The sequence below is a fragment of the Streptomyces sp. NPDC048434 genome (assembly GCF_043200375.1).
GTDB lineage: Bacteria > Actinomycetota > Actinomycetes > Streptomycetales > Streptomycetaceae > Streptomyces.
The window spans coordinates 66,450-88,612 of record NZ_JBICXQ010000018.1; the positions used below are offsets into that span (position 1 = coordinate 66,450).

Genomic DNA, 22,163 nt, shown 5'->3' on the forward strand with positions numbered 1-22,163 from the left:
CGAGGCGCCCGGCCGTCGGCCGGGCGCCCGCCCGTTCGCCTCAGTCGTTGGCGACGACGGGGTAGCGCGGCTCCAGCTCGGCCATCTGCTTCAGCGCGTCCTTGCGGTCCCGCTTGCTGAGCCGGTCGATGTAGAGGTAGCCGTAGAGGTGATCGGTCTCGTGCTGCAGGCAGCGCGCGAAGTAGCCGGTGCCCTCGACCGCGATCGGCTCGCCCTTGGCGTCCTGGCCGCGGACCACGGCGTAGTCGGGGCGGGCCAGCGAGGCGTAGGCGCCGGGCACGGACAGACAGCCCTCGTTGGAGTCGTCCAGGATCCGGCGCTCGGACGGCAGCTCGTCCAGCACCGGGTTGCAGATCGCGCCGACGTGCCGCACGCCCTGGTCGTCCAGGCAGTCGTAGACGAAGACCTTCAGATCCACACCGATCTGGTTCGCGGCCAGGCCCACGCCCTCGGCGGTGCGCTGGCTGGCGAACATGTCGTCGATGAGCTGGGCGAGCTGGTCGTCGAACTCCGTGACGTTCTTGCACTCCTTGTGGAGCACGGGATTGCCGACGACCGTGATCGGCCGCGAGGTGCCGCGCTCACGGTGCGCGGTCTCCCGCTCCTCCGCGTCCGTGACGTCGTCGCTGAATACTTCGTCCACGCGCTGGTCACCATCTTGATCAAACACAGGCTGCTGGGCCATCTCCGCCGTACGCCTTCCTGAAAACCCTGAGTAGTCGCCCTACAGCCTACGGGGGCCCGCTCGGGCTCTCAGCAGACCTCTTCAAGATCCCGCCATTCCCGGGTGTCCGGGCTGTCCGCGACCCAGCCGTCCAGCAGGCCGCGCACCAGGGCGGACGGCGCCGCGATACCGCACTCGCGCTCCGGCACCCACAGCGAGCCCGCGGTCCGGTGTCCCAGCGGCCCGGGGTGGCCCGGCTCACTGTGGTCGTGCGGGTCCAGATGCTCGCCGTCGCCCTCGTCGCTGGGCATCCGGCTCTCCGAGCACGTACGGCACAGCAGCCGCACGGACGAGGACCAGTCCTCGGCGGCGAAGCCCGCATCGGCCGCCAGCCGCTCCAGGGCGTCCCGGTCGGCCTCCGTGGCGGCCTCCAGGAGCACCACCCAGGTGGGGACCGGAGAGGGCGCCCACAGCTCGATCTCGTCGAAGACCGGATACGCCCGGGTGGCACCGTCGGCACCCGCCGCGATGGTCCGCTCGCCGTGCGGGACGCCGTCGTGCAGCACCACCTCGCCCCAGCGCCGCCCGGAGGACGGCAGCGGGATCGAGAGCACCTCGATACGGGCCGGGTCCAGCCGGCGGCCCCAGACCACCTCGGCCTCGCCCTCCGGGGAGAGGCGGACGGCGGCGCTGCCCAGGGCCATACCGAGCGGTTCGCCGGACGGCGAGCCCTCGCTGGGGACCTTGAGGCCGTAGGCCTGCCAGGACCGGCGGGCCAGCGGCCAGTCCTGCAGGGCGGTGGCGGCGATGCCGACGTTCCACCAGTCGGGCGCCCCGCTCTCGCGGTCCAGCAGCGCGACGGCGCGCAGACCGGCGGCCCTGGCCTGCTCCCAGTCGTGCCGGAACTTGTGCAGCAGCGCGAGGTTGAACCAGGACTCCGACAGCCACGGCTCCATGTCCGCGGCGCGGGTCAGCAGCGCTCCCGCGTCCTCGTAACGGCCGTCGCCGATCAGCGTGAAAGCGCGGTCGGTCGCCTGCCGCCACGAGGCGGAGGGCCGATGCCGTACCTTGCCGAAGATCCTCACGATTCCCGCCTGCTGGTTGCTCTTGATGCCGCTGGGATGGGGTCCCGAGCGGCGTCCGGGGCCTTCTGAGGGGCCCACTCGACAACCTGCCACAGATTGCCGTCGGGCTCAGCCTGGTTTGCTGGTCCCCCTGCGGCTCCTTGCCCTTCGCCGACCCCCTGAACCCCCTGAAAGGGGCTTCCTTCGCATCCAACCATGCCCATCTCGGAGGGCGCTCATTACCCATGGGTTCCATGACATCGGGCGCTCGCTACGGGCTCAACGGCCCGGATACGGGAGCCGGAGCGGCGAGACGGCCCCCAAAGGCGGCGGTCGACCGGCCGTGGACCGACTCCTGCACCGGCCGTGGACCCTTACCTGCCCTACCGGGGCATACGCATCCAGGGCGGGGTGGCGTACGCCGGGAGGCCGGGCACCGCCCGTCCCCCGCCGCCAGAAGCAGTCGGTCATCTCACACCGCCCGGCCACCGCACGCCAGCACCCGGGCCAGCGCCTCGACGACCCGGGGCTCGTGGTCCTGCGCGGTGGCCAGCCGCAGCCGCTCCAGTGCGCGCAGCGAGCCGCCCGGTCCCGCCGACTCCCCCGACAGATCGTCGTAGGCGTTGACCGTGCGGACGATACGCGCCGTGACCGGCTGGTCCCGGTACGGATCGGCCTGCCGCTCGACGATCATCGCGACCTCCGTGGGCACCCCGGTCTGCCGGACCACGGCGCCGCCCAGCAGCGCGATACGGCGCTGTTCGGCGGGCGGCAGCGGCGCGGTGGCGCCGTCCGGCACCGGGTCCAGGAGCGAGAGCTGGCCGATGTCGTGCATCAGCGCGGCGTATTCGAGTACGTCCAGGTCCGGTTCGTTCAGGCCGAGTTCACGGCCCACGGCGCGGCTGAGCGCGGCCACCCGGCGGGCGTGGCCGTGCGGGGTGTAGCCGGCGATCTCGGTGGAGCGGGCCAGCGAGGCGATGGTCTGGCGGTAGGTGGTACGGACGGCCGCGAACCGGCGGAAGGCGAACTGGGTCAGCAACAAGGGCAGACAGAAGACCGGCAGCGCCCACAGCCCGGCGACCGCGGTGGCCAGCGAGATCACCACTCCGGTGGCACAGATCGCCGAGCCGATGCCGGGCAGCGCCCGCAACTCGTCGCGCAGCAGCGGCGCGTACGGCCAGCCGGTGCGGGCGCGGGCGAGCACGGCCGCCAGCACCGCGTCGCACAGCGCGGTCAGCGCCATCAGGCCGATCATGAACAGCGGGTAGACCGGTCCGGCGGCCACCCAGGTGTTCAACGTCCCGGTGTTGTAGAGGGGCTGGAAGCAGGTGGCGGCGAAGCCGATGGTCAGCATCCGGCGCGCGAGATGGTCGAGGGCCGGTCCCCGGCCACGGGCGATCTGCGGGACGAGTCCGACCAGCCCGGCCGCCAGGACCACGGCCACGGTCTGCGGTACGCCATGGGTCGTCGGCCGTCCGCCGGCCTCACCGAGCAGGGCGTACGCGAGGGCGCCGGCCGCACCGAGCGGGGCGCCCTCCCGCTCTCCCGGCACCCGCCCCCCGGCCGCCGGTGCGGGCCCCCGGCCCACCAGCTCGCCCACCGCGATCAGCACCCCGAAGGCCAGCGCGATCCCGGGCTCGGCCAGGCCCTCCCAGAGCGTCCGGCCGAGCGACCAGCACGCCAGCGCGCCGGCCGGGGCGTAGACCGCGGCGATCACCGTGCTTCCCCGTGTGGCAGGCACGCCGATGCGGGGGGCACGGCCGTCCGCCGCCCGGCTCCCGGGCGGCCGGGGGCCCTCCTGGGCGCCGCTCATCGCGTGCCGTCCCGCCCGGCCCCTTCGGGACGCAGCGCGGGCCGCCGAGCCGGTCGCCACCCGCCGACGGCCGGTTCCCCGGCCCCGTGCGGCGTGACGGCTCCCTGCGATGTGACCGTTCCCTGAGGTGTGACTGTTCCCTGTGGTGCGTCGGCTCCCTGTGGTGCGTCCGCTCCCTTCCCCTCCCGCACCGCATCGGGCTCCGCGTCCGCCGCCGTCACCAGGTCCGGGTGCCAGCCGTACCGGTCGAGCGACGCCGCCAACGCCCGCACCATCCGCGGGTCGAACTGCTCCCCGGCGCACTTCCGCAGCTCCGCCACCGCCACCGGCACCGGCCGTGCCCGGCGGTAGGAGCGGGTCGAGGTCATCGCGTCGAAGGCGTCCGCGACCGCCACCACCCGGGCGAATTCGGGGATCTGATGCCCTATCAGTCCGTAGGGATAGCCGCGCCCGTCCAGCCGCTCGTGGTGGTGCAGGATCGCCGCCCGCGCCTCCCCCAGGAAGCCGATACCCCGCACGATCTCGTGCCCGTACTCGGGATGCAGTTCGATGACCCGGCGCTCCTGCGGCGTCAGCGGTCCGTCCTTGCGCAACAGCCGGGTGGGCACGCCGAGTTTGCCGACGTCGTGCAGGATGCCGGCGAACCGCAGCACCTCCACCCGGTCCTCCGCCATGCCCAGCTCCCGGGCGATCATCACCGAGGCGCGCCCGACCCGCTCGCTGTGCCCGCGGGTGTAGCGGTCCTTGATGTCCACGGCCTGCACGAGGGCGCGGATGGTGGCCTGATGGGCGGTGCGTTCACGGTGGTACTGGACGAAGACCCAGCACGACAGGCACATCGGCAACAGCACCAGCAGTGCCGCAGCCGGGCCGTACGAACTGCGCCACAGGACCGCCATCATCAGCCCGGCCAGGCCGTGCACCAGGTGCGGCCCCAGCGAACCGGGCAGCGCGCCGCGCCAGGCGGTGCGCAGGGGGTGCCGCTCGGCGGCGACCAGCACGCCGCCGTCGAGCGCCGCGAGTACCGCGCAGAAGGTGGCGGCGGCGGCCGCGGCCGGCAGCAGCAGAACGGGGAACTGCGGTGCGGACAGCGGGTGGTGGCCGATGGTCCGGAAGACCTGGGCGGCCGCGCAGCAGGCCAGCGCCAGCTCGGCGGCGTGCCAGAGCCTGCGGGCGCCGGCCGAGCGCGCCTCGGCCGGCCCGGTCAGCGCCCCGGGGACGGCGGCCAGTGCGGCCAGCGGCGGCGGCAGCAGAAAGACCCCGGCGAGAAGTACGGGGCTGGCCCAGCCGGCGATGGAGCCCCCGGACGCCCCGGCGGAACCCCCGCCGTACGGCACCCGGCCGCTCACCAGCGGGCAGCGGTGCAGCTGTTCGCACAGCGCGTACAGGACGGCCAGGGCCAGGGTGCTGCTCCAGGGGGCGTCGGCGCCGAGCCGTAACGCCGGGGCGGCACACAGCGCCGCGGCCAGCGCGGCGCAGCCGATATACCCTCGCGCGGCCGCCGGAAGTCCCCGCATCGCGCCCTCCTCACCGTGCCCACCGCTCGCCCCCACGCTCGTGAGGAGCAGAGGGCCCCGCCCTGCCTCCGCAGTGCGCTGGGGTCCGGTGAGAATAGAGGGGCTGGGCCGCCGGGGAAGGTGCATCAGCGGATCGGGCAGGACGAATCGCCCCGCCCCTCACCCCTTAGGGTGATGTGCCGCGTTATTCGGCCCGCGCGGTCTCGCTCCGTGCATCGGTGGAACCGGTCGCCTCGGACGGACCGGTCCCCTTCTCGGAGGCGGCCGCCTGCTCGCGCTGTGCCTGTTCCTTCTTGGCCTGTTCGAGCACGCTCACCTCGGGCACGGTCTCCCCGGCCCGGATGAGGTCGATCCGGCCCATGACCTTGGAGCGCAGATCGCTGGGGACGTCGTCATGGCCGCAGCAGCGCTTGACGAGCTTCTTGACCGCCTGCTCCAGGCCGTACTTCTCCAGGCACGGCGAGCATTCGTCGAGATGCACCTGGAAATCTGCGCACTCCCCTTCGGGCATCTCCCGGTCGAGATACTCGTAGAGGTGGTCAAGGACCTCTGAGCAGTCCTTCTCGTGCGGCTCTCCGCAGCTCATGATCCCGAGCCTTTCCGGTCGTGCGACTCCGACGTGCGCGCGGACTCCGGGTCCGCGGTCGCCGCCCCCGCCGGGACCAGCCCGCGCTCACGGGCGTAGTCCTCCAGCATGCCGCGCAGTTGGCGCCGGCCGCGGTGCAGACGGGACATCACCGTGCCGATGGGTGTCCCCATGATGTCCGCGATCTCCTTGTACGCAAACCCTTCGACATCCGCCAGGTAGACCGCGATACGGAACTCCTCGGGAATCTCCTGGAGCGCGGCCTTCACATCGGAGTCGGGGAGGTGGTCGAGCGCCTGCGACTCGGCCGAGCGCAGTCCCGTCGACATATGCGACTCGGCGCGCGCCAGCTGCCAGTCCTCGATCTCCTCGGCGGCGCTGCGCTGGGGCTCACGCTGCTTCTTGCGGTAGGAGTTGATGAAGGTGTTCGTCAGGATGCGGTACAGCCACGCCTTGAGGTTGGTGCCCTCCCGGAACTGGTGGAAGGACGCATACGCCTTTGCGTAGGTCTCCTGCACCAGGTCTTCCGCGTCCGCCGGGTTGCGCGTCATGCGCAGCGCGGCGGAGTACATCTGGTCCAGGAACGTCAGCGCATCCCGCTCGAAGCGCGCATTGCGCTCGGCAGCGCTCTCCTGAGCCTTGTCCTCAGCCGTGCCGTCGGTCCCTGTGACCGGACCCACCTCCTCCAACACCGTCATGGATCCCGATGCGGACCCACCCGATTCGGAGAATAGACGACGATCCGGTGCCGCCGCCGCTCCAGCCAGGGCGGGCTGCGTCACCTGCATCTGCGACCACGGCAGGTCGGCGGCCGGGCGGGCCGGGCAAGCGATTCCCATGCGGCGGGCTCCCATTCCTCGTACTTCACCGGACGTATTCGCGTACTACGCCTGGCACAACAGCGACATGCGGCGCGGCATTCCCGGCGCCCGCGGTCAAGGACGGGGTTCCGGGGGCCGGGTTCCGGACGGAGCGCGGGCAGTATTCCGGGGCCGGGGTCGGACGGGATACGGGCGGACGGCCGGGCAGACCTCCGTACGGCTTCCCGACGGCCCTCCGGCGGACCGGCAGACTTGGCACACCTGGCAGACCGGCAACAGTTGGCAAACCCGCTTGCCGCTTCGGCAAGCGAGCGAGGGAGCAGGGGACGGTCAGCCGAACATCCCGTCCAGCCAGGCCGCCGCGGCGTCCGTGATCACGGCCATCGACTCCGCCTCCTCGACGCCCGCCTTCTTCGGCACCGCGAAGCCGTGGTCACCGTGCGCCACCTCGGTGATCTCCGTACCCGGCGGGAACTCCTCCGGCCGGCCGAACGGATCGCGGCCGCCCTGGACGACCAGCGTCGGCACCCCGGCACCGGTCAGCTCGTCCGCCCGGGACTTCTCCGGCCGGCCCGGCGGATGCAGCGGGAAGCTGAGCGCCAGTACGGCCTGCGCACCCAGGTCACGCGCCGTACGGCAGGCCACCCGGGCACCGGCGCTGCGGCCGCCGGCGACCACCGGCAGCCCCGGCTTCTCCAGCGCCGGCCACAGCGCGGTCCATCCGGAGTCCAGCGTCTTCGGCGAGGGCGCCAGCTTCTTGCCCGCCACCCGCCACGGCTGCTCGACCAGCGCCACGGTGTACCCGCGGGCCGGCAGCGCGGCCGCCAGGGCCCGTAGATCGCGTGCCTCGATGCCACCGCCGGCGCCGTGGCTCACTGCCACCACGGCCCGCGCCGGTGTGGCGTCGCGGTGCCAGGTGATCCGGGCGTCGCCCGCCGGTGTCACGACCGTCTCGGTCTCCGTCGCCCCAGTGCTCATACGCCCATCCTGCCCCTGCCGCACCCGGAAGGTCACCGCAGCACGCCGACGCGGGCGCCCGGTGCCGGGCCACCCCACGGGTCAGAACAGCGTGCCCACCTCGGGACCGTCGAGCTCGGCGACCAGCTCGGGTCCGTTGTTACGGACGTTGCTGACATCGGTCGGGACGGGATGGGCGCGCATCAGCCCGGCCGGCGGCGGCGCCAGCAGTTCACGCACCTCGTCGGGTTCGGTGCGGGCCGGGTCGAGCCAGGCGTCCCAGCGGTCGGGGGTCAGCACCAGCGGCATCCGGGGGTGGATATCGGCCAGCGACTGCGGTCCCGCGCCGCCGGAGGCCCCGGCCAGCGGGGTGGTCTCGGCCTCCGTGGTGACGACCGTGCAGGTCACCCACCAGGCCAGCGGGTGATCGCCGGGCAGCGTCCGGTCCCGCCAGAATTCGTACAGCCCGGCCATCGCCATCGCGGAGCCGTCCGCGGGCGTCACGAAATACGGCTGCTTACGGGGCCGCTTCTTCTTGCCCTGCTCCTCCAGCTGCCGCTCCGCGGCTTCGGTGACCCACTCGAAATACCCGTCCCCGGGGAGCAGGCACCGCCGGGTCGCGAACGCCTGCCGGAAGGACGGCTTCTCGTGCACCGTCTCGGCCCGCGCATTGATCATCTTCGCGGCGGCCTCGGGTGATTTCGACCACGACGGGACCAGGCCCCACTTGAGCGTCCGCAACTGGCGCACCGGGCCGTCCGGCTCGAAGGCGTCGGCCGCCGCGCCCTTGAGGGGGCGTTCGAGCACCGCGTGCACCTGGTCCGTCGGCGCGACATTCCAACTGGGCGCCAAGGTCTCCGTCGGCTCCCACTGCTGAACGCCGAAGATCCCCACCAGGTCCTCGGGACGACGACTCGCCGCATACCTACCGCACATGCATGCCACACTGCCATGCCACACGAAGGGGAGACATGGACACCGACCACCTCACCGACATATGGAGCCGAGTCTTCGGGACCCAACCCGCCCCGTCGCTCTGGCTGGTGATCATCACGGCGGTGCTCGCACTGGGCGCCATCGTCCCGCACACCGCCTGGCGGCTGTCGCGGAACGCCGTCACCATCGCCCACGAGGGCGGGCACGGACTGATCGCCCTGCTCACCGGTCGCCGCCTGGACGGCATCCGGCTGCACTCGGACACCTCGGGTCTGACCGTTTCGCGTGGCAAGCCGACCGGTCTGGGCATGGTGCTGACCGCCGCGGCCGGCTATATCGCACCGTCCCTGCTGGGACTCGCGGGCGCCGCACTGCTCGCCGCGGGACACATCACGGCGCTGCTGTGGGGCGCGACCGCGCTGCTGCTGGCGATGCTGATCATGATCCGGAACGCCTACGGCGTGCTCACGGTCGTGCTGACCGGCGCCGCGTTCGTGCTGGTCTCCTGGCTGACAACGGCGGATGTGCAGGCCGCTTTCGCCTATGCCGCGGTGTGGTTCCTGCTGCTGGGCGGGGTGCGGCCGCCGTTCGAGCTGATGGGCAAGCGGCGGGGCGGCGGTGCGGCGGACTCCGATCCGGACCAGCTGGCGCGCCTGACCCACGTTCCGGCGGCCCTCTGGCTCGGCCTGTTCCATGTGGTGACGCTGTGCTCCCTGATAGGCGGCGGGCGCTGGCTGCTCGGGCTCTGACGCCGCCCGCCTCGGCCGGCGGCCGCTCCCGTACCGCCACGCCCGGTGTGTCCGCCGCATCCCCGCCCCCGGCCCGCGAGCGCATATCAGTGCCGCGTTTCGGATGGGTTGCGCCACTTTTGATCAAGATCGGCACCCTTGCCCAGCCATTAAAGTAAGGGCATGACCGAGAGCCCCGCACACCCCGCCCCATGGCCCGCCCCCCTCGCCGCCGGGGCCGTCGATGCCACCGTCACCGTGCCCGGCTCGAAATCGGTCACCAACCGCGGCCTGGTCCTGGCCGCCCTCTCCTCCGAGCCCGGCTGGCTGCGCCGGCCGCTGCGCTCCCGGGACACCCTCCTGATGGCCGAGGCGCTGCGCACCCTGGGCGTCGGCATCGAGGAGACCGCGTCCTCCAGCTCCGCCGGCTCCGCCGTACAGCCCGGCGGCGGTGAGGCCTGGCGGATCATCCCGGCGGGCCTGCACGGCCCGGCCACCATCGACGTCGGCAACGCCGGCACGGTCATGCGCTTCCTCCCCCCGGTCGCCGCACTCGCCGACGGCCCGATCCGCTTCGACGGCGACCCCCGCTCCTACGAGCGCCCGCTCGGCGGCGTGATCGACGCGCTGCGCACCCTGGGCGCCCGGATCGACGACGACAGCCGCGGCGCGCTGCCGATGACGGTCTTCGGCAGCGGCGCCCTGGACGGCGGCCCGGTCGAGATCGACGCCTCCTCGTCCTCCCAGTTCGTCAGCGCCCTGCTGCTGTCCGCCCCGCGCTTCAACCAGGGCGTCGAGGTCCGGCACGTGGGCGCGGCGCTGCCCTCCATGCCGCACATCCGAATGACCGTCGACATGCTGCGCAGCGTCGGCGCGCAGGTGGACACCCCGGAGGCGGGCGGCGAGCCGAACGTCTGGCGGGTCACTCCCGGCGCCCTGCTCGGCCGTGATCTGGTCGTCGAGCCGGATCTGTCCAACGCCCAGCCGTTCCTGGCCGCGGCGCTGGTCACCGGCGGCCGGATCACCATCCCGGACTGGCCCGAGCACACCACCCAGCCCGGCGACGCGCTGCGCGAGATCTTCACCACCATGGGCGGTTCCTGCGAGCTGACCGACCGCGGGCTGACCTTCACCGGCAGCGGCCGTATCCACGGCATCGACGTCGACCTGAGCGAGGTCGGCGAGCTGACCCCGGGCATCGCCGCGGTCGCCGCCCTGGCCGACTCCCCCTCCACACTGCGCGGTGTGGCGCATCTGCGACTGCACGAGACCGACCGGCTGGCGGCGCTCACCAAGGAGCTCAACGAACTCGGCGGCGATGTCACCGAGACCGCGGACGGGCTGCACATCCGGCCGCGCCCCCTGCACGGCGGGATCTTCCGCACCTACGAGGACCACCGGCTGGCCACCGCAGCGGCGGTCATCGGCCTGGCGGTCGACGGCGTGGAGGTGGAGAACGTCGCCACCACCGCCAAGACCCTGCCCGACTTCCCCGCGATGTGGACGGACATGCTCGATCCGGCGTCCGTCACCGCCCGGAGAGTCTGAGGGATACCGCCGCCATGCGCCGCTACGGCAAGAACCCCGACGAGGACGACATCCGCGTCCGCCCCAACCCCAAGGGCAACCGTCCCCGGACGAACATCCGCCCCAAGCACGAGGACGCCGGCGAGGGCCTGGTGCTGACCGTCGACCGCGGCCGTCTGACCTGCCTCATCGAGGACCGTACGGTCACCGCGATGAAGGCCCGCGAACTGGGCCGCAAGAGCGCGGTGGTCGGCGACCGGGTCGCCGTCGTCGGCGATCTGACGGGCGCCAAGGACACCCTCGCCCGGATCGTCCGGGTCGAGCCGCGATCCTCGACACTGCGCCGTACGGCCGACGATGACGACCCGTTCGAGCGGGTCGTGGTCGCCAACGCCGACCAGCTCGCGATCGTCACCGCGCTCGCCGACCCCGAGCCGCGCCCCCGGCTCATCGACCGCTGTCTGGTCGCCGCCTTCGACGCGGGCCTCGACCCGCTGCTGGTGCTGACCAAGTCCGATCTGGCGTCCGCGGACACCCTGTTGGAGGCCTACGGCGACCTCGGTGTCCCCTACCTCGTCACCAACCGCGACGAACTCGCCGACGGCAGCGCCGCCGACCGGGTCAGGGCCGCGCTGACGGGCCGTATGACGGCGTTCGTCGGACACTCCGGGGTGGGCAAGACCACTCTGGTCAACTCCCTGGTCCCGGAACGCCGTCGGGCCATCGGCCATGTCAACGCGGTCACCGGCCGCGGTCGGCACACCACCACCTCCGCGCTGGCACTCCCGCTGCCCGACGACTCGGGCTGGGTCATCGACACCCCGGGCGTACGGTCCTTCGGGCTGCATCATGTCGACCCGTCCCGGGTCATCCAGGCCTTCCCGGATCTGGAGCCCGGCACCGCCGGCTGCCCGCGTGCCTGCAGCCACGACGAACCGGACTGCGCGCTGGACGCGTGGGTCGCCGACGGCCACGCCGACCCGGCCCGTCTCTACTCCCTGCGCCGTCTCCTGGCCACCCGCGAACGACGCGAAGGCGACTGACCGCCGACGTTTGCTGCCGCCCGTCCGAGGTAAATGCATAATCACGCCAAGCCCGGCGTAGTGGTCAAACAGACCCGGTCGCCGAACGGGGCCCGAACGAGTGAATGTGATGTCCCGTCGTTGCTCACGTAGGACAGGCCCAAGCTGACGGAGGCAAGGGGACATGGCGTGGCTGCTGGTCGTGGTGGCGGGGATCCTGGAGACCGGCTTCGCGGTCTGCCTCAAGCTCTCGCACGGCTTCACCCGCCTCTTCCCCACCGCCGCCTTCGCGGCCTTCGCCCTCGGCAGCTTCGGTCTGCTGACACTGGCGCTGCGCAAGCTCGACGTCGGCCCGGCGTATGCGGTGTGGACCGGTATCGGTGCGGCCGGTACGGCGATCTACGGCATGGTCTTCCTCGGCGATGTGGTCTCCACCCTCAAGATCGTCTCCATCACCTTGGTCATCGCCGGCGTGATCGGGCTGCAGTTGTCGGGGTCGGCACACTGACCCGGAGCGTGTCCGCGCGGCGAGCGGCGCGGGGGCCCTGCGGGCACCACGTCCGTCAACTCGTCCGCGTGTGACGCCCGTCAACTCGTCCGCGCGTGACGCCCGTCGACTCGTTCGCGCGTGACGCCCGTCGACTCGTCCACGCGTGACACCCGACCGCCCCCGCGGCCGTGACGCCCCGTCACCCCCGGTCTGCCGACGGCATGCCGGCCAGCGTCCGGGCGAAGGCACCGCGCACGAGTCGGGACACCGCCTCCGTCTCCAGCTCCCTGCGCGACCGCTGGGCCGGTATGCGTCCGGGGGCCTGCGCCACAACGGGAGCCACCGGGGCGACGACACAGGCCAGGGTCAGCCGCGCCGCGGTCTCGCAGGCGGTGCCCAGGGCGGGCAGCTCCTCCGCGGGCCAGTCGGGCTCCAGCGCCGCGACCGCCTGGTCGCAGAAGCGGCCGACGAGCTCCGCGGGCCCCGGCAGCGGCCCCTCGACGGTCGTCGCGGCACGCTGTACGGGGACGCCGTACCAGGCGGCCCGTACCGGCGCGGGGGCGGCGGGCACCGGCGCAGGGGTCGGCAGCCGGTCGCCCCAGCAGCCGGTCAGCGCGGCCCTGACCAGGGGGTTGGCGCGGGCGGTACGCAGCGTCCAGGCGGCCGCTGCCACCACCCGGCCCGCCGCGTCGCCCCGCGTCCCGGCGGCCGAGGCTCCCCGGGACAGCGCCCGTGCGACCCCGGCGAGGTACTTCTCGGTCTCCCGGCGGACCAGGGCGCGGGCCAGCCCTTCCTTGCTGCCGAACTCGTTGTAGAGCGTCTGCCGGGAGACCCCGGCAGCGGCCGCGACATCAACCATCCGCACGGCCGTCCAGGCCCGTTTCGTCAGCGCCGTGTAGGCGGCATCGAGCAGGGATTCACGCGCTGCGGGCATCCGTCGCCTCCCCGGCCGCCGGCTCAGGTGGCCGGTGTGCGCACAGAATTGACGCGGCGCCAGATGCTGTCAAGGGTCGTCGCAGCACGCGCTCACCGGCATGGCCCGGCGCCGCCACACGCCCGGCGGCGCACAGCCGTGTGGCTCCTGCCCATACCAATCGATACTGTTCGCACATGCCCGACTATCACGATGATCTTCGCCTCGGCCATGTTCTCGCGGACGCCGCGGACGCCGCCACCATGGAGCGCTTCAAGGCACTCGACCTCAAGGTCGAGACCAAACCGGACATGACACCGGTGAGCGAGGCGGACAAGGGCGCCGAGGAGATCATCCGCGGCCAGCTCCAGCGGGCCCGGCCACGGGATGCGGTGCTCGGCGAGGAGTTCGGCAGCGAGGGCGCGGGACCGCGTCGCTGGATCATCGACCCGATCGACGGCACGAAGAACTACGTCCGCGGGGTGCCGGTCTGGGCCACGCTGATCGCGCTGATGGAGCGCGGTGCGGGCGGCGACCGCCCCGTGGTCGGCATCGTCTCCGCGCCGGCGCTGAACCGCCGTTGGTGGGCCGCCGACGGTCTGGGAGCCTTCACGGGCCGCAGTCTGACCTCCGCGAGCCGGCTGCAGGTCTCGAAGGTCGGCCGCATCCAGGACGCCTCGTTCGCCTACTCCTCGCTGACCGGCTGGGAGGAGCGCGGCAAGCTGCCCGGTTTCCTCGATCTGAGCCGGGACTGCTGGCGCACCCGCGGCTATGGCGACTTCTGGCCGTACATGATGATCGCCGAGGGTTCGGTGGACATCTGCGCGGAGCCGGAGCTCTCGCTGTGGGACATGGCGGCGTGCGCGGTGGTCGTGAAGGAGGCCGGCGGGCAGTTCACCGGACTGGACGGCAGGCCGGGCCCGCACAGCGGCAACGCGGCGGCCTCCAACGGTCTGCTGCACGAGGATCTGCTGAGTTACCTCGGCGACTCCTCGCGCTGACCTGCGACGGGACGGGTATTCGGACACCCGTCCCGCACTTGCCCCTTGTTGCATCGGCGTAGGCATGTGAACATGAGAATCCCCCACTTTGTGAACTTGTGAATCCTTTCGCAAGGCACATTCACCAAGGAGGTGGCTCCACTCCATGCCCATGCACGTCAAAGACGCCATGAGCACGGTGGTCCTCACCATCGGGCCCGCTCACACCCTCCGTCAGGCGGCGCAACTGATGGCGGCCCGCCGCATCGGCGCGGCCGTGGTCCTCGACAACGACAACAGCGGCATCGGCATTCTCACCGAGCGCGACATCCTCAATTCCCTCGGCGCGGGCGAGAACCCCGACTGGGAAACCGCCCAGACCCACACCACTTCGGACGTGGTCTTCGCCGCTCCGGACTGGACCCTGGACGATGCCGCGGACGCCATGGTGCGCGGCGGCTTCCGCCATCTGATCGTGCTCAACGACCATGAACCGGTCGGCGTGGTGTCCGTACGCGACATCATCCGCTGCCGGTCGGCCGTCACGGAGCGGGTCGACGCCGTACCGGCCTGACACGGCGGCCGGACGCACGAAGAGGCCGGAGCCCCATGGCATCCGGCCTCTTCGGCTGGTACGGCAAGCGACATCCGGGCAACCCCTACGGCGGGCAACCGCTTCCGCGCGAGCGGCGGCGGTCAGCCGCAAGGACCGCCGCTCAGCCGCGCAGGGCCTGGACCGCGGCTTCCAGCCGCTTGCCGTAGTCCGCGTCCGCCTTGCGGAAGTTCTCGATCGCCCGCTGGGCGATGTCGTCACGGGAGACCTGGGAGATGAAGCCCGCCAGGTTGTTGATCAGGCGCTCCCTCTCGTCCTCCGACATCAGGCGGTAGAGGGTGCCGGCCTGGACGAAGTCGTCGTCCTCGGCATGCGAGGGCGCCGCGTGCTCGCCGGTGGCGCCGCTCACGTCCGCCTGCTGCCACAGCGGCCGACCGGTCTCGGCCGGGCCGCCGAAGCTGTTGGGCTCGTAGTTCTTCTGCCCCGCGTGCCGGCCGTCGTACAGCGCGCCGTCCCGGCCGTGGCTGCGCGCCTCGGTGGCGTGCGGGCGGTTCACCGGGAGGTGGTCGGCGTTGATGCCGACGCGGTAGCGGTGGGCGTCGCCGTAGGCGAAGAGACGGCCCTGGAGCATCTTGTCGGGGGACGGGCCGATGCCCGGCACGAAGTGGTGCGGGGAGAAGATCGACTGCTCGACCTCGGCGAAGATGTTCTGCGGGTTGCGGTTGAGTTCCAGCTTGCCGATCTCGATCGGCGGGTAGTCCTCGTGCGGCCAGACCTTGGTCAGGTCGAACGGGTTGAAGCGGTAGCCGGCCGCCTCGGCCGCGGGCATGATCTGCACCTGGACGGTCCAGCTCGGGAAGTCACCGCGCTCGATCGAGGTGCGCAGGTCGCGCTGGTGGCTGTCGGCGTCCTCACCGGCGAGCTTGTCGGCCTCGGCCTGGGTGAGGTTCTTGATGCCCTGGTCGGTCTTGAAGTGGTACTTGACCCAGAAGACCTCACCGGCGGCGTTGTTCCACTGGAAGGTGTGCGAGCCGTAGCCGTTCATGTGGCGGAGCGTGGCGGGGATGCCGCGGTCGCCGAACAGCCAGGTGACCTGGTGGGTGGACTCGGGCGACAGACCCCAGAAGTCCCAGACGTTGTCCGCCTCCTGTGAGCCGGTGTACGGGTCGCGCTTCTGGGTGTGGATGAAGTCGGGGAACTTGATGGCGTCCTTGATGAAGAACACCGGGGTGTTGTTGCCGACGAGGTCGTAGTTGCCCTCTTCGGTGTAGAACTTCAGCGCGAAGCCGCGCGGGTCACGCACCGCGTCGGCCGAGCCGAGGTTGCCCGCGACGGTCGAGAAGCGCAGGAAGGTCTCGGTCTGCTTGCCGACCTCGGAGAGGAAGTTGGCGCGGGTGTACTTGGTCAGATCCGCGGTCACCGTGAACGTGCCGTACGCACCGGCGCCACGGGCGTGCACGATGCGCTCCGGGATGCGCTCGCGGTTGAAGTGCGCGAGCTTCTCGATCAGGAGCTGGTCCTGGATGAGTCCGGGACCGCCGATGCCGGCCGTCTCGCTGTTCTGGTTGTCCCCGACCGGAGCGCCGGACTCCGTGGTCAGCGGTCCAGTGGTGCTCTCTACCGACACGTGCGCCTCCTGAAAAGTCTTCTCCACCTGCCCTTGGCTTGCGCCGATCACGATCCTACATTGGACAATGTCTAAGTCAAGAAGGAGCCGAAAGTCGTACTCGATCCGGCGATGGACCTGCCACTGCTACCCTGGTTCTATCTGACTGATAGGTGATTGGCATGAGTGACCTGCTGGAACGGCTCCGGGGACGCGGCTGGCGGCTGACCGCGCAGCGACGCGTTGTCGCCGAGGTCCTCGACGGGGACCACGTCCACTACACCGCCGACGAGGTGCATGCGCTGGCATCCGACCGGCTCCCCGAGATCTCCCGCGCCACCGTCTACAACACCCTGGGCGAACTGGTCTCCCTCGGTGAGGTGATCGAGGTGAGCACGGACGGCCGGGCCAAGCGCTACGACCCCAACGCCCACCACGACCACCAGCATCTGGTCTGCTCGCGGTGCGGCACGATCCGCGACGTCCACGTCCAGGGCGACCCGCTCTCCGCTCTGCCCGAGCCGGAGCGCTACGGCTTCCAGGTCTCCGAGGTCACCGTGACCTACCGGGGCATCTGCCCCAACTGCAACGCCCCGTCCTGACGCCAGGGAGGCCGGCCCCCTCCGGGCCGCCTCCGCACCGCGTCACGCCGTACGCCTGACCGAGCCCGCGTCCCTCCGGCCGCGGGCTCCTTCGCGTGCCCCGCCCGCCCACCGATCACCCCCCGGCGCCGCACCGTCACCTCTCCCCCGCCGCACAACCATGCCCGCACGCCCCTTGCCCGGACCTGACGCACCGTCATATCGTCGGCGCGCCGCGCTTTCCGGCCACCGGGCCCGACCGGACCCGGGCCCCGCACCACGGCGGCACCCTGTCCGCACTCCGCAAGGAGCACCCCGTGGGAGAGCCGCACCCTTCACCCGCAGCGCACCGCCCACCCGCCGACCCGTCCCCCCGCCCACCGGCCCTGCGCGCCCGCGCCCTGGCCCGCTCGTTCGGCCGCGGCGGCACGGCGCTGGCCGCCCTCGGACCCCTCGACACCGAGATCGCCCCGGGCGAATTCGTCTGCCTGGTCGGCCCGTCCGGCTGCGGGAAGTCGACGCTGCTGCGGATCGCCGCCGGCCTGCTGCGCCCCAGCGAGGGCGAGTTGGAAATCCGGGCGGGCACCGACCGGCCGACCGCGATGATCTTCCAGGACTACGGCATCTACGACTGGAAGACCGTGCTGGCCAATGTCCGCTTCGGCCTCGACATCCAGCGCGTGCCCCGTAAGGAGGCCGACGAACGGGCCCGCTCCTGGCTCGCCCGGATGGGGCTCGCCGACTTCGCCGGCGCCTACCCGGCCGCGCTCTCCGGCGGCATGCGCCAGCGCGTCGCCATCGCCCGTGCGCTCGCCGTCGAGCCCGGGATGCTGCTGATGGACGAGCCGTTCGCGGCCCTCGACGCCCAGCTGCGCACCATCCTCCAGGACGAGTTGCTCGACCTCACCCAGACCACTCGCACCACCACCCTCTTCATCACCCACAGCCTCGAAGAGGCCCTGGTGCTCGGTGACCGGGTCCTGGTGATGTCCGCCCGGCCCGGCCGGATCATCGCCGAACGCCGCCCGCCGTTCGGCCGCCCCCGCACCGGCGCGGTCCGGGACACCCCCGAATTCACCGCCCTGAAGGCCGAGTTGTGGCAGCTGCTGCGCGGCGAGGTCGACGGCGCCGGCCCGGCAGACCCGGCCGCCAAGGGGGTGCTCCCCGTATGACCACCGCCCTCCAGCCGCCCGGCCACGAGGACGGGCCGCCCGCCGCGGCCGGCCGGCTCCTCGTCCGCCGCCCCGGTCCCCGGGAACTGCGTCCCCGGCGCACCCACCGCCGCCGGCGCACCCTGGAGATCTCCCTCGCCGTCGCGGTCCCGCTGGTGCTCGTCCTGCTGTGGCAGCTGGCCGCCGGCCAGGCCTGGATCGACGCCCGCATCTACCCCGCGCCGTCCACGATCCTGGCCGACGGCTGGGACCGCGCCCTGGCCGGTGACCTGTGGCCGGACGTGTGGGCCACGCTCCGGCGCGTCCTGGCCGGCTACGCCGTCGGCACCGTCTCCGGCTACCTCCTGGGCCTGCTGATGGGCTCGCTGCCGCTCGTACGCGCCGCCCTCGAACCCCTCTTGGACGCCCTGTACGTCGTCCCCAAGCTCGCCCTGCTGCCGGTCTTCCTCAATATGTTCGGGCTCGGCGAAGGACCGCAGGTCGCCCTCGTCGCCGCCACCGTCTTCTTCTTCGTCTGGATCTCCACCATGGCGGCGGTGCTGGCGATCCCCTCCGGGCATCGCGACGCCGGCCAGGTGTTCGGCGCGAGCCCCTGGCAGATGTTCCGGCACGTCCTGCTGCCCGCCTCCCTGCCCGCCGTCCTGGTGGGCGCCCGGATCGCCGCCGGCGTGGCCGTCCTGGTCATCGTCGCCTCGGAACAGATCGCCGCCACCGACGGCCTCGGGCATCTGATCTTCGACTCCCGCGCCCTGTTCCAGAACGACGTGATGTGCGTCGGCATCGTCTGCGTGGCCGTCCTCGGCGTGCTCTTCTCCGAGCTGGTACGGCTGGCCGGGCGCCTCCTCACCCCCTGGGCGCCCCGCGACCGCGGCCGGTCCCGGAGCTGATCCACCGCACCGCCTCGTCCGCCTCGACGCCGCCCGCACGGAGGTCCCATGCGTTTCCGCACCACCACCGTCGCCACGCTCCTCACCGCGCTCGCCCTCGGCGCGGGCTGCGCCGCCCCCAAGGACGGCGCCGCCGCCACCGGACCCCGCACCATCAGGCCCGTACCGGGCTGCGGCAAGGCCTCCTGGACCGACCCGGCCGACCTCGCCCCCGGCCGCACGCCGGCGCGCTGCGACAAGGGCGCCCCGGCCCCCCGCCCCCTGACGAAGCGCCGCACCCTCACGATCGCCACCGGCACCCTCAACGCCGAGTACGTGGCCCCGCTGCGGCTGGCCCTCGCCAGGGGTGAGTTCCGGAAAGAGGGCCTGGACGTCCGGCTGAAGGTCCTGCCCACCCCCGAGGCACTGCCGCTGCTGGCCAAGGGCGATCTGGACGCCCTGTGGGCGGCCCCCGAGGCCGCCGTCGTCAACGGCATCAACGGCGGCTTCGACATCCGCTGGGTGGCCGGCAACTTCTCCCCCGACCCGAGTTCCAAGAGCGGCCTGTGGGTGCGCCTGAAGAACGGGGAGAGCGCCACTTCGGTCTCCCTCAAGGGATCGAGGATGGGCACCATGATCGGGAAAGGCTCCGTGATCATGTACCCGATGGCCACATCCTTCGCCGGGCACGGCGCCGACATCCACTCCGTCACCTTCCAGCAGCTCGGCTCCTCCGACGTACTGACCGCCCTGACCGGCGGCGGGGTGGACTCCGCCTGGCTGCTCGACCCGGTCTGGCGACGGGTCGACGGCGACAAGAAGTACGCCTTCCTGGGCGGCCAGCCCCAGGGCGAACCGCTCGGCGGCGCCCTGTACGGCCCGAACCTGCTCCAGCGGGACCCGGACGCCGGGGTCGCCTTCCTGCGGGCCTACATCCGCACGGTCAATACGTACTTCGCCGGCGACTACAAGGCCGACAAGGCGTTCGTCGCCGAGCTCGCCGGGCTGCTGAAGGTCGACGGGAAGATCCTCGCCTCGGTCCCGTCGCTCCGGATGGACTGGGAGATCCGAAAGGGCACCGCGGCCCGGCTCCAGAAGGCCTACCGGGACACCGGCGTCACCAAGGGGGCACCACTGCCGGAGAACCGGCTCGTCGACCGCAGCCTGTACGCGGAGGCGGTCGGCCACCGACTGCAGCGGTAGACACGACGAAGGCCCGGATTCCTTGGGAATCCGGGCCTTCGTCTTGCAGTAGCGGGGACAGGATTTGAACCTGCGACCTCTGGGTTATGAGCCCAGCGAGCTACCGAGCTGCTCCACCCCGCGCCGTTGTTGCCTTACTTTAACCCCGGGCCGACGACCAGCGCAAATCCCTTCCGCGAGGCCCAGGGCCCGGCCCTGTGGACCCGGCCCCGGCCCCGGGCCTTCGGTGCCTCCGGTACGCCCGCTACGCGCTGAGCTCCTCCTGGAGCGCCGTCCGCAGCCGCGCCGCGCGCTCCGCCACCTCCGGCGGCCCCAGCTCGACGGCGCGCGCGCACCAGCTCTGCGCCTCCGCCAGCGCACCGCGCCGTGCGGCGAGCAGCGCCAGCCGCAGCGCCGCCCGGCCATGGCCGGTCTCGGCGGCGCGCTGCCACCACAGGGCGGCCTCGGGAAGGCTGCCCTCGCGGGCCAGCAGCAACCCGAGGTTGAAGGCGCCGTTACGGCTGCCGGCCTCGGCCGCCGCGCGGTACCAGTTCGCGGCCTCTCCGGCATCCCCGCGAGCGGCCGCAAACATGCCAACCCGGACCTGGGCGCGGCGGTGACCCTGGCGGGCGGCTCGCTCGTACCACTGCACGCTCTCGTCGTCCGCCGTGCGCTCGCCGTCCGCCGCCCCCTCGCCCGCGGCGACCGCCCTGCGGTCGAGGAGGTCCGCGAGCCGGAAGGCCGCCTCGGCGCTGCCGCCACCGGCCGCACAGCGCAGATTGCGCTCCGCGTCCTGCAGCTCACCGTCCCGCAGCTGCACGATGGCGACCTGGAGCGCCGCCTCCGTGTGCCCGGCCGCGGCCGCCCGCTCGTACCAGGTGTGCGCCGTACGCTCCGCACCGCGCCCGGTGAACAGGATGCCGAGGTTGAACGCGGCGTCCACGCTGCCCGCCTCGGCCGCCTTGGAGAACCACGGCTCGGCCCCCGAGGCGTCGCCCCGCTGCAGCAGCAGGATGGCCAGCGCGTTGGCGGCCTCGCGGTGCCCGGCATAGGCGGCCCGGCGATACCACTGCTCACCGCGCCCCTCCCGGCCCTGCTCGGCGCAGAGCAGCCCGATGTTGTAGGCGCCGTTCACGTCCCCGGCGTCCAGCGCGACGCGGTACCACCGCTCCGCGGTCTGCAGTTCACCCCGGTCGGCGTGCAGCGCACCCAGCGCATTGGCAGCGTTGCCATCGCCGTCCTGGGCCGCCCGCCGCCACCACTCCGCAGCGCTCTCCTCGTCCCCCGCGTCGCGCAGCAGGAAGCCCAGCGCACAGGCCGCGCGCGCCTCACCGTCCTTGGCGGCGGACAGATACCAACGGCCCGCCTCCTGGACGTCACCGCGGTCCTCCAGCAGCGCACCCAGCTGCAGCGCGGCCCGCCGGTGACCGCGCGCGGCGGCCTGCCGGTACCACTGCTCGGCCTCCTCCTGCTGGGTCAGCTCGCCGTACGCGGGCACCGCACGCCGCTCCGCGTCGCGGCCGTCCTCGATGAGCCGGGCCAGCCGGTAAGCGGCCTCACGGTGGCCGCGCTCGGCGGCCGTACGGAACCAGCGCTCGGCACCGATGTCGCCGCGGTGCTCCAGCAGATCGGCGAGTGCGTACGCGCCCAGGCAATGGCCGGACTCGGCGGACTGGCGCAGCCAGTACTCGGCGGCCGGCTCGTCGCCGCGCTCGCGGTAGTGGCGCCCGAGGGCGTGCGCGGCGGCGGCGGAGCCGGCGACCGCTGCGATACGCCACCAGCCGGCCGCCTCGTCCCCGTAGCCCCGCTGGTGAAGCAGCACGCCGAGGTTGTTGGCCGCGGCGCGGTCACCGGCGGCGGCGGCGGAGCGCAGATGCGACTCGGCGCCGTCGAGGTCACCGCGGCGCAGCAGCATCGCGCCGAGCGCGCTCATGGCGGCGGTGTCGCCCGCCTCGGCGGCCCGGCGGTGGCCGGACTCGGTCACGGCATCGGACGCTTCGGCGGCCTCCACGACCTCCATCGCGTCCATCTGCAGCTCGGATTCGCGCCCGTCGTCGGGCGCATGCACAAACCGGTCCGTCTCCAACAACCTTGCCTTGTCCCCCATAAGACCCATCGTCGCATCACCTGTAACCCGCGTACACCTGGTATACCGCAGCCAGTGAGGTCACTTCAGCGGTTTGTC

The 22,163-nt window shown here is 72.4% G+C and carries 21 protein-coding genes and 1 tRNA gene; 10 read left to right on the forward strand and 12 right to left on the reverse strand.

Going from position 1 to position 22,163, the window contains the following annotated elements:
• Positions 1–40: 40 nt before the first annotated feature.
• The 8 genes from def to ACGFWI_RS21815 all read right to left on the reverse strand — a co-directional run bounded on the left by def (position 41) and on the right by ACGFWI_RS21815 (position 8,358).
• On the reverse strand, positions 41–685 hold the full coding sequence (gene def, locus ACGFWI_RS21780) for a peptide deformylase (RefSeq protein ID WP_393907627.1): 645 nt from the start codon (positions 683–685) through the stop codon (positions 41–43).
• A 68-nt stretch (positions 686–753) separates the two neighbouring features.
• The gene (locus tag ACGFWI_RS21785) at positions 754–1,749 is read right to left on the reverse strand and encodes a tetratricopeptide repeat protein (RefSeq protein WP_393907628.1); all 996 of its coding nucleotides are present in this window, start codon (positions 1,747–1,749) and stop codon (positions 754–756) included.
• A gap of 451 nt (positions 1,750–2,200) precedes the next feature.
• On the reverse strand, positions 2,201–3,541 hold the full coding sequence (locus tag ACGFWI_RS21790; protein ID WP_393907629.1) for an HD-GYP domain-containing protein: 1,341 nt from the start codon (positions 3,539–3,541) through the stop codon (positions 2,201–2,203).
• On the reverse strand, positions 3,538–5,058 hold the full coding sequence (locus ACGFWI_RS21795) for an HD-GYP domain-containing protein (protein ID WP_393907630.1): 1,521 nt from the start codon (positions 5,056–5,058) through the stop codon (positions 3,538–3,540). Before ACGFWI_RS21795 ends, ACGFWI_RS21790 begins: the two co-directional genes overlap by 4 nt.
• Before the next feature lie 184 nt (positions 5,059–5,242).
• Positions 5,243–5,644, reverse strand: a complete 402-nt coding sequence (gene rsrA, locus ACGFWI_RS21800) for a mycothiol system anti-sigma-R factor (RefSeq protein WP_393907631.1) — start codon at positions 5,642–5,644, stop codon at positions 5,243–5,245.
• Positions 5,641–6,324 (reverse strand): sigma-70 family RNA polymerase sigma factor, encoded by a 684-nt coding sequence (locus ACGFWI_RS21805; RefSeq protein ID WP_393907730.1) that lies wholly within the window; start codon positions 6,322–6,324, stop codon positions 5,641–5,643. Before ACGFWI_RS21805 ends, rsrA begins: the two co-directional genes overlap by 4 nt.
• A 471-nt stretch (positions 6,325–6,795) precedes the next feature.
• Complete coding sequence (locus ACGFWI_RS21810; protein ID WP_393907632.1) at positions 6,796–7,443, reverse strand: alpha/beta family hydrolase; 648 nt, start codon at positions 7,441–7,443, stop codon at positions 6,796–6,798.
• Positions 7,444–7,524: 81 nt separating this feature from the next.
• The gene (locus ACGFWI_RS21815) at positions 7,525–8,358 is read right to left on the reverse strand and encodes an SOS response-associated peptidase (protein ID WP_393907633.1); all 834 of its coding nucleotides are present in this window, start codon (positions 8,356–8,358) and stop codon (positions 7,525–7,527) included.
• Positions 8,359–8,393: 35 nt separating this feature from the next.
• Here ACGFWI_RS21815 and ACGFWI_RS21820 point away from each other — a divergent pair, with 35 nt between their 5' ends.
• The 4 genes from ACGFWI_RS21820 (at position 8,394) to ACGFWI_RS21835 (ending at position 12,143) form a co-directional block, all read left to right on the forward strand.
• The gene (locus tag ACGFWI_RS21820; protein WP_393907634.1) at positions 8,394–9,107 is read left to right on the forward strand and encodes a M50 family metallopeptidase; all 714 of its coding nucleotides are present in this window, start codon (positions 8,394–8,396) and stop codon (positions 9,105–9,107) included.
• A 162-nt stretch (positions 9,108–9,269) separates the two neighbouring features.
• The gene (aroA, locus tag ACGFWI_RS21825; RefSeq protein ID WP_393907635.1) at positions 9,270–10,634 is read left to right on the forward strand and encodes a 3-phosphoshikimate 1-carboxyvinyltransferase; all 1,365 of its coding nucleotides are present in this window, start codon (positions 9,270–9,272) and stop codon (positions 10,632–10,634) included.
• A 14-nt stretch (positions 10,635–10,648) separates the two neighbouring features.
• Positions 10,649–11,656 carry a ribosome small subunit-dependent GTPase A gene (gene rsgA / locus ACGFWI_RS21830; RefSeq protein WP_393907636.1) on the forward strand — a complete coding sequence of 336 codons (1,008 nt, stop codon included), beginning with the start codon at positions 10,649–10,651 and terminating at the stop codon, positions 11,654–11,656.
• A gap of 163 nt (positions 11,657–11,819) precedes the next feature.
• Positions 11,820–12,143, forward strand: coding sequence for a DMT family transporter (locus ACGFWI_RS21835; RefSeq protein WP_393907637.1), 324 nt, complete (start codon positions 11,820–11,822; stop codon positions 12,141–12,143).
• Between the two features lie 181 nt (positions 12,144–12,324).
• Here ACGFWI_RS21835 and ACGFWI_RS21840 read toward each other — a convergent pair whose 3' ends face one another.
• Positions 12,325–13,059 carry a TetR/AcrR family transcriptional regulator gene (locus ACGFWI_RS21840; protein ID WP_393907638.1) on the reverse strand — a complete coding sequence of 245 codons (735 nt, stop codon included), beginning with the start codon at positions 13,057–13,059 and terminating at the stop codon, positions 12,325–12,327.
• Positions 13,060–13,235: 176 nt separating this feature from the next.
• Between ACGFWI_RS21840 and hisN the strand changes: the two genes are divergently transcribed.
• On the forward strand, positions 13,236–14,039 hold the full coding sequence (hisN, locus tag ACGFWI_RS21845) for a histidinol-phosphatase (RefSeq protein WP_393907639.1): 804 nt from the start codon (positions 13,236–13,238) through the stop codon (positions 14,037–14,039).
• A 151-nt stretch (positions 14,040–14,190) separates the two neighbouring features.
• Entirely contained in the window at positions 14,191–14,592 is a 402-nt protein-coding gene (locus tag ACGFWI_RS21850; protein ID WP_393907731.1) for a cyclic nucleotide-binding/CBS domain-containing protein, read from the forward strand.
• Between the two features lie 142 nt (positions 14,593–14,734).
• Here ACGFWI_RS21850 and ACGFWI_RS21855 read toward each other — a convergent pair whose 3' ends face one another.
• Positions 14,735–16,198 (reverse strand): catalase, encoded by a 1,464-nt coding sequence (locus ACGFWI_RS21855; RefSeq protein ID WP_393907640.1) that lies wholly within the window; start codon positions 16,196–16,198, stop codon positions 14,735–14,737.
• A 161-nt stretch (positions 16,199–16,359) separates the two neighbouring features.
• On the opposite strand from ACGFWI_RS21855, the gene ACGFWI_RS21860 reads away from it, so the two are divergent.
• From ACGFWI_RS21860 to ACGFWI_RS21875, 4 genes are all read left to right on the forward strand, one after another.
• Positions 16,360–16,779 carry a Fur family transcriptional regulator gene (locus ACGFWI_RS21860; protein WP_393907641.1) on the forward strand — a complete coding sequence of 140 codons (420 nt, stop codon included), beginning with the start codon at positions 16,360–16,362 and terminating at the stop codon, positions 16,777–16,779.
• A 296-nt stretch (positions 16,780–17,075) separates the two neighbouring features.
• Positions 17,076–17,930: an ABC transporter ATP-binding protein gene (locus ACGFWI_RS21865; protein ID WP_393907642.1), complete on the forward strand. Its 855-nt coding sequence runs from the start codon at positions 17,076–17,078 to the stop codon at positions 17,928–17,930.
• Positions 17,927–18,817, forward strand: coding sequence for an ABC transporter permease (locus ACGFWI_RS21870; RefSeq protein ID WP_393907643.1), 891 nt, complete (start codon positions 17,927–17,929; stop codon positions 18,815–18,817). The genes ACGFWI_RS21865 and ACGFWI_RS21870 overlap by 4 nt, the downstream gene beginning before the upstream one ends.
• 48 nt (positions 18,818–18,865) lie before the next feature.
• Positions 18,866–19,999, forward strand: a complete 1,134-nt coding sequence (locus ACGFWI_RS21875) for an ABC transporter substrate-binding protein (RefSeq protein WP_393907644.1) — start codon at positions 18,866–18,868, stop codon at positions 19,997–19,999.
• Between the two features lie 49 nt (positions 20,000–20,048).
• Here the strand turns inward: ACGFWI_RS21875 and ACGFWI_RS21880 are convergent.
• Both ACGFWI_RS21880 and ACGFWI_RS21885 read right to left on the reverse strand, forming a co-directional pair.
• Positions 20,049–20,122 (reverse strand) — tRNA-Met (locus ACGFWI_RS21880).
• A gap of 121 nt (positions 20,123–20,243) precedes the next feature.
• Positions 20,244–22,094, reverse strand: a complete 1,851-nt coding sequence (locus ACGFWI_RS21885; RefSeq protein WP_393907645.1) for a sel1 repeat family protein — start codon at positions 22,092–22,094, stop codon at positions 20,244–20,246.
• Positions 22,095–22,163: the final 69 nt, after the last annotated feature.

What these genes read in the sequence shown, in the direction of transcription:
- def (WP_393907627.1), bottom strand. Translation starts at nt 685, where the DNA reads ATGGCCCAGCAGCCTGTGTTTGATCAAGATGGTGACCAGCGCGTGGAC.
- ACGFWI_RS21790 (WP_393907629.1), bottom strand. Translation starts at nt 3,541, where the DNA reads ATGAGCGGCGCCCAGGAGGGCCCCCGGCCGCCCGGGAGCCGGGCGGCG.
- ACGFWI_RS21795 (WP_393907630.1), bottom strand. Translation starts at nt 5,058, where the DNA reads ATGCGGGGACTTCCGGCGGCCGCGCGAGGGTATATCGGCTGCGCCGCG.
- rsrA (WP_393907631.1), bottom strand. Translation starts at nt 5,644, where the DNA reads ATGAGCTGCGGAGAGCCGCACGAGAAGGACTGCTCAGAGGTCCTTGAC.
- ACGFWI_RS21810 (WP_393907632.1), bottom strand. Translation starts at nt 7,443, where the DNA reads ATGAGCACTGGGGCGACGGAGACCGAGACGGTCGTGACACCGGCGGGC.
- ACGFWI_RS21815 (WP_393907633.1), bottom strand. Translation starts at nt 8,358, where the DNA reads ATGTGCGGTAGGTATGCGGCGAGTCGTCGTCCCGAGGACCTGGTGGGG.
- ACGFWI_RS21820 (WP_393907634.1), top strand. Translation starts at nt 8,394, where the DNA reads ATGGACACCGACCACCTCACCGACATATGGAGCCGAGTCTTCGGGACC.
- aroA (WP_393907635.1), top strand. Translation starts at nt 9,270, where the DNA reads ATGACCGAGAGCCCCGCACACCCCGCCCCATGGCCCGCCCCCCTCGCC.
- rsgA (WP_393907636.1), top strand. Translation starts at nt 10,649, where the DNA reads ATGCGCCGCTACGGCAAGAACCCCGACGAGGACGACATCCGCGTCCGC.
- ACGFWI_RS21835 (WP_393907637.1), top strand. Translation starts at nt 11,820, where the DNA reads ATGGCGTGGCTGCTGGTCGTGGTGGCGGGGATCCTGGAGACCGGCTTC.
- ACGFWI_RS21840 (WP_393907638.1), bottom strand. Translation starts at nt 13,059, where the DNA reads ATGCCCGCAGCGCGTGAATCCCTGCTCGATGCCGCCTACACGGCGCTG.
- hisN (WP_393907639.1), top strand. Translation starts at nt 13,236, where the DNA reads ATGCCCGACTATCACGATGATCTTCGCCTCGGCCATGTTCTCGCGGAC.
- ACGFWI_RS21850 (WP_393907731.1), top strand. Translation starts at nt 14,191, where the DNA reads ATGCACGTCAAAGACGCCATGAGCACGGTGGTCCTCACCATCGGGCCC.
- ACGFWI_RS21860 (WP_393907641.1), top strand. Translation starts at nt 16,360, where the DNA reads ATGAGTGACCTGCTGGAACGGCTCCGGGGACGCGGCTGGCGGCTGACC.
- ACGFWI_RS21870 (WP_393907643.1), top strand. Translation starts at nt 17,927, where the DNA reads ATGACCACCGCCCTCCAGCCGCCCGGCCACGAGGACGGGCCGCCCGCC.
- ACGFWI_RS21875 (WP_393907644.1), top strand. Translation starts at nt 18,866, where the DNA reads ATGCGTTTCCGCACCACCACCGTCGCCACGCTCCTCACCGCGCTCGCC.
- ACGFWI_RS21885 (WP_393907645.1), bottom strand. Translation starts at nt 22,094, where the DNA reads ATGGGTCTTATGGGGGACAAGGCAAGGTTGTTGGAGACGGACCGGTTT.